The organism is Microcystis sp. M53602_WE12 (assembly GCF_030065455.1).
GTDB classification, from domain to species: domain Bacteria; phylum Cyanobacteriota; class Cyanobacteriia; order Cyanobacteriales; family Microcystaceae; genus Microcystis; species Microcystis aeruginosa.
In genome coordinates, this window is record NZ_JASJFB010000719.1 from 1 (window position 1) to 5,538 (window position 5,538).

Below are 5,538 nucleotides of genomic sequence, written 5' to 3' on the forward strand. Positions count from 1 at the left end.
GGCGGTTTTTAGCTGAAAACTGCCTTCATTTTTGACCCGGCCATTCTCCACAGAAAGACCAAAAAATAATTTTCCGTCTCCCTGTTCATTCCATCCCAAAAAGTCTTGATATTTCCAATCGGGGAGGGGTTGGTAGGGGGCAATTTTTTGACCGAAATAACCCTCAACAGTGCTGCGGAATTTTTCTACTCCCCATTCTTCGAGGATATATTTCATTCTGGCATGACGACGATCGCCGCGATCTCCGTAATCTCTTTGGGTTGCCACGATCGCTTTTACCAGATCGTACACATTTTCTTTGTCCACATAACCGATCGCATCGGCCATTCTGGGGAAAGTTTCTTCCTTATTGTGGGTCCTTCCCAGTCCACCCCCGGCAAGGATGTTAAAACCCTGTAATTCCCCGTTTGCGTCGGTAATCACCACCAAACCGAGGTCATTGGTGTAGATATCGATGGAGTTGTCTCCCGGCACGGTGACACCGATCTTGAACTTACGGGGCATATAATGTTGACCGTAGATCGGTTCGATGGGATCGTTTTTGTTAATCCCATTTGTATCTTTTTGTCTCGCGGTCTTGACTTCCGGCGCTTCTTCTGCACTGATAACTTTTTCGCCATCGAGCCAAATTTCGTAGTAGGCTCCAGTTTGGGGAGTGAGCAAATCGGCGATATTATTGGCATATTCCCAAGCATAGCCGTATTCGGGGCGATTTTTGTAGGGGGCTGGCGGTGCAGTGACATTGCGGTTAACATCACCACAGGCCGCTAAAGTGGATCCCATACTGCGGATAATTTCCCCGAGGGTAGCTTTGAGATTTTTCTTTAAAATGCCGTGTAATTGGAAGCCTTGGCGGGTTGTCACCCGTAAAGTGCCGTTACCGTAGCGATCGGACAAACTATCGAGGGTAAGATATAGTTGCGCGGGAATAAAACCCCCCGGACTGCGGGTACGCAACATCATTTGATAGTCTTTTTCTTGACCTTTGGCTCTATTGTCGCGATTATCCTGTTGATAGGAACCGTGAAACTTGAGGATCTGCACCGCCGCATCGGTAAAATGGGTTGTATCTTCGAGGAGTTCACTGGCCAAAGGTTCTCGTAGATAATTACTGCGTTCTTTGATACCTTCGACTTTAGAAACCTTGGCGGTAGGAGAAATAGGAGTTGTAACCATCGTCTAACAGCACGATAACCTGTGGATAGGTCTTAGGAATAGGAATTTAGACAAGCTCGATCGATCCTAAGAAGTTTTACTAACATGATCTCTAGAGTTCGTTCCAGACTCTGAGGTTAACAGTAGCGATCGAGACATCAATTCTATCTTAGCTTCTTACTGTCCCTCGCGAACGCCATCTACCGATCGAGTTTTTATGACCAATTCTCCCAACATTAAAACGGTTATTAGTCAAGAACCCTACATTATTCTTAACAATCAGGGAGAATTTCTCCCTTCTATTAATCTGAGTCGTCCTAATTATAAATTGGGGCGGGATGGTCAACAGGTGGATTTAGTTGTTCCCCAACACTGGACGGTGGTGAGTCGAGTACAAGCTTGTTTTCGTCGTCAGGGAGATGATTACTATATCTACGATGGAGACGGGACTAATCCTAGTTCCAATCAACTTTTTATCAACAATCGCGTGATTACTCCCAAAGAGGGCTATCTTTTACAAAATGGGGATGAGATTCATATCGGTCAAGATGTCAAAAATTCGGTCAAGATTACCTATTATCATCCTAACCAACAGGTAAAAAGCCCACCTTTAGCTTTTAAATCGGTTTCCCTAAGCAATCGCAGTGTAGTTTTAGGACGAGATAATACCGCGACTGTGGTTTTAGACGCGCCGACAATTTCCCGACAACACGCGATTATCGATAGCGATAACCAGAATCGTTATATTCTCTACGACAAAAGCACCAATGGAGTCTTTATCGACGGAGAAAAAGTATCGGGTAGTGCCATTTTAACTAACGGTTGTACGGTGAGAATCGGCCCCTATAGTTTTCGGTTGCAGGGAGATGACTTAGTTTTATTAGATACGGGGGATAATATCCGTCTGGATGCCGAAGATATCGTCAGGATGGTGCGGGATAAAAAGAAACAACCTTTGATAATTCTCAATCATATCTCCTTACCGATCGAACCGAGTCAATTAGTGGCGATTGTCGGGGGAAGTGGTGCGGGAAAATCGACTTTCTTAAAGACTTTATTAGGAATTGAACCCACCACCTCGGGAACTGTTTATCTGAATGGGGAAGACCTCCGCCAGAATTTTAATATCTATCGCACCCAAATCGGTTATGTTCCCCAATACGATATCGTTCACAGGGATTTAACTGTGGGAGAAGTGTTGTATTATGCTTCTAAATTAAGGCTACCTCCGGATCTTAATTGCCAAGAAGTGATCGAGAAAACCCTGGAGCAGGTGGAATTGTTAGAAAGAAGAAATACTTTAGTCAAAGACTTAAGCGGTGGTCAATTAAAAAGGGTAAGTATTGCGGTAGAATTATTAGCCAATCCCAAATTATTCTTTTTAGATGAACCCACCTCGGGATTAGACCCCGGTTTAGATAAAAAGATGATGGAATTGCTGGCAAAATTGGCCAAAGAAGGCAGAACAATTCTCCTAGTCACCCATGCTACTAATAATATCAATCTCTGCGATCGATTAGTTTTTCTCGGTCAAGGGGGCAATTTATGTTATTTTGGTTCTCCGGGGGAGGCCTTAAATTTTTTCTCTTTACCTCAGGGGGATTTTGCCGATATTTATATTCATCTGGAAACTAGCGAAAAAGTTGAGCAAGAATGTCAACGTTTCCAACAATCCGACTACTACAAAAATAATATTGAAGCAAGAATCGGTAAAATATTTCAGCAAAATAATAGTAAACCGCAACAGGTTCAACAATCTTTTTGGCAACAACTACAGGTCTTATGTCAACGGTATAGCAAGTTAATTATCCGTGATCAATTTAGTTTAATTTTATACCTATTAACCGCCCCGATCGGAATTTTTTTAATGGCCATGGTTTTAGGGGACAAAGATCCTTTATTTTTGGGAGATAATGCTGGGACTGAAGATGCTATCGAATCGGCAACTTTAGCCTTAAAAACTCTCTTTGTTTTTACCTGCGCGGAATTGTGGGTAGGTTTTGCCTGTTCCCTACAGGAAATTGTCAAAGAATCAGCCATTTATCAGCGAGAAAGATTAGTTAATCTGGGATTATTACCCTATTTATTCTCGAAAATTCTGGTTTTAGCAGCCTTAGCTTTTCTGCAAACAATTGTAATTACCTGCGTGATATTTTGGGGATTTACTGACCCGCAACCAGAATTAATGACCTGGTTAATTGGCTGTTTTATTACCACATTTTTAACTATATTTGCGGCAATTAATCTCGGTTTATTAATTTCTGCTGGCGTTAGTAATATCACTCAAGCAAATAGCGCATTACCTTTAATTTTAATTCCTCAGATTATCTTTGCTGGGGTATTATTTAACTTAGAAGGTCTGGGAAAATATCTATCATGGTTGATGATTAGTCGCTGGTCGATTGGTGCCTACGGGGTATTAGTAGAGGTGGAAGCTATGATTGCAGAAGCGAAAGAAAAAAATGACTTTAATATCCCTTTACCCTTTGAGGATACCAATCAAGTTTATCAATTATCTATCAATAATTTGTTATTGAATTGGGGAGTTTTAATTCTTCATTCCCTTATTTATTTTCTCCTTACCTATTGGTTGCAAAAAAGAAAAGATATTTTATGATCTGAATGATATAGCGGTTCTCACACTTGGGTGTGACAGTTAAACCTTTGCTGATTAGGCTTTTCAACATCGATAATGTACCTCTTGCGAACAGGAAACGCTATAAATTATGAATGATAAATTATGAATGAAAACTGAAAACTGATCACTGATCACTGATCACTGATCACTGATAACTGACTCCTAACCCTACTTAATTTAACTTCAGATTAAGAGCGATCGGACATTCCACTTTCGTTCCCCCTAAACCACAGTAACCGCCGGGATTTTTCGCTAAATATTGCTGATGATAAACTTCAGCATAATAAAATTCAGGTGCGTCGAGAATTTCCGTGGTAATCTGACCGTAGTTCGCTTTATTGAGGGCTTCTTGGTAGATCGATCGGGATTTTTCCGCTAATTCCTTTTGCTGGGGACTATAGGTATAGATACCCGATCGATACTGAGTCCCCGTATCATTACCCTGACGCATTCCCTGGGTGGGATTATGACTTTCCCAGAAAACCTTTAACAGTTGTTCGTAGGAAATCACACTGGGATCATAGACCACTAAGACCACTTCATTATGCCCAGTCATGCCGGTACACACTTCCTGATAGGTGGGATTAGGGGTGATACCAGCCGCATAACCTACGGCCGTGGTGTAAACACCTTCTAATTGCCAAAATTTACGCTCTGCTCCCCAAAAACAGCCTAAACCAAACATTGAGGTTTCCATACCGCCAGGGAAGGGGGGCTGCAAAGAATGACCGTTAACGTAGTGGGTGCTAGGTACGGGCATTTTTTCCGATCGCCCGGGTAGGGCCTCCCTTACGGTGGGCAAAGTTAATTTTTTTCCGAATCCGAATAACACCATAATAAGAATTTGTCCAGAAAGTTTTACCTTACTTTACATTGTCGCTTAATTTTGGCGATTTCAGTGATCGGTGATCAGAACTGAGGCCGCAGCTCAATTTTTGTCAATCTACTGAGTTGGGATTTTGAAAGGGAAACTCTCCGCTAAAACTGGGCGTTATTTCCGATTTTATCACTCAATCCCAATCTTTAGGGGGTTCTACTCCCCAAACCCCGGAGCGCATTAGTTTTTCGGTGCGATGCTTACAGGCATCTGTTCATACACTTGTACCAGTTTAGGCGTTGCTGAATCAAGGTATGAATGCCAACTTTGCATCAGATGCAAAAGTTAGTTTGGCTCTAGGTTTTAAAAATACCAGAAAAGAAGATTCATATCTCAAATCAGCAACGCCTAAATCCGACATTCCGCACATCTTCATATACTTTTATGTATTTTTATAGCAGTTTTCATCAGAATGAGGTATGGGCAAGGGGCTTAAGCCCTTTGTTGGCAAAACTTGTCGATACCTCAGTAACGTGAAAAGTGCTATACATTCCCCAAGATGTTTTGACAAAAAACCTTCATTGTAGAAACTACTATTGAGAACATTTTCAATAATTGATTTTTTCTGAGAAAAAAATTTACAATTCTTCACCTTGATAAAAATCCATCATTGTAGCTATAATCCTTACTGGTAAGGGGTGGTCAGAAATATATTAGTAAAAATTATCAATTGAATGTTAAGAAGTGCGGAAAGTGGGTATATAAAGGTTCTCACGCCTGTGTGGCACACTTAAACCTTTGCTAATTAAGCTTTTCAACATTAATAATGTACCTCGTGCGAACAGGAAACGCTATAGTCCGATATTAGACCTCTTGCATAATTTTTTTATTTTATAATATAAGGTTTTAAGCAGAGATACCGGTCGTA

General features: G+C 41.3%; 3 protein-coding genes. 1 reads left to right on the forward strand and 2 read right to left on the reverse strand.

Going from position 1 to position 5,538, the window contains the following annotated elements; genetic code table 11:
• Window positions 1–1,176 (reverse strand): NADPH-dependent assimilatory sulfite reductase hemoprotein subunit (locus PX482_RS22270; RefSeq protein WP_288123021.1); only part of this gene is annotated, 1,176 nt, incomplete at its 3' end.
• Window positions 1,177–1,372: 196 nt separating this feature from the next.
• Between PX482_RS22270 and PX482_RS22275 the strand changes: the two genes are divergently transcribed.
• A complete protein-coding gene (locus PX482_RS22275) occupies window positions 1,373–3,772 on the forward strand; it encodes an ATP-binding cassette domain-containing protein (protein ID WP_002757871.1) in 2,400 nt (799 codons plus the stop codon).
• A 193-nt stretch (window positions 3,773–3,965) separates the two neighbouring features.
• On the opposite strand, the gene msrA is transcribed toward PX482_RS22275, so the two are convergent.
• Window positions 3,966–4,628: a peptide-methionine (S)-S-oxide reductase MsrA gene (msrA, locus tag PX482_RS22280; RefSeq protein ID WP_288027451.1), complete on the reverse strand. Its 663-nt coding sequence runs from the start codon at window positions 4,626–4,628 to the stop codon at window positions 3,966–3,968.
• Window positions 4,629–5,538: the final 910 nt, after the last annotated feature.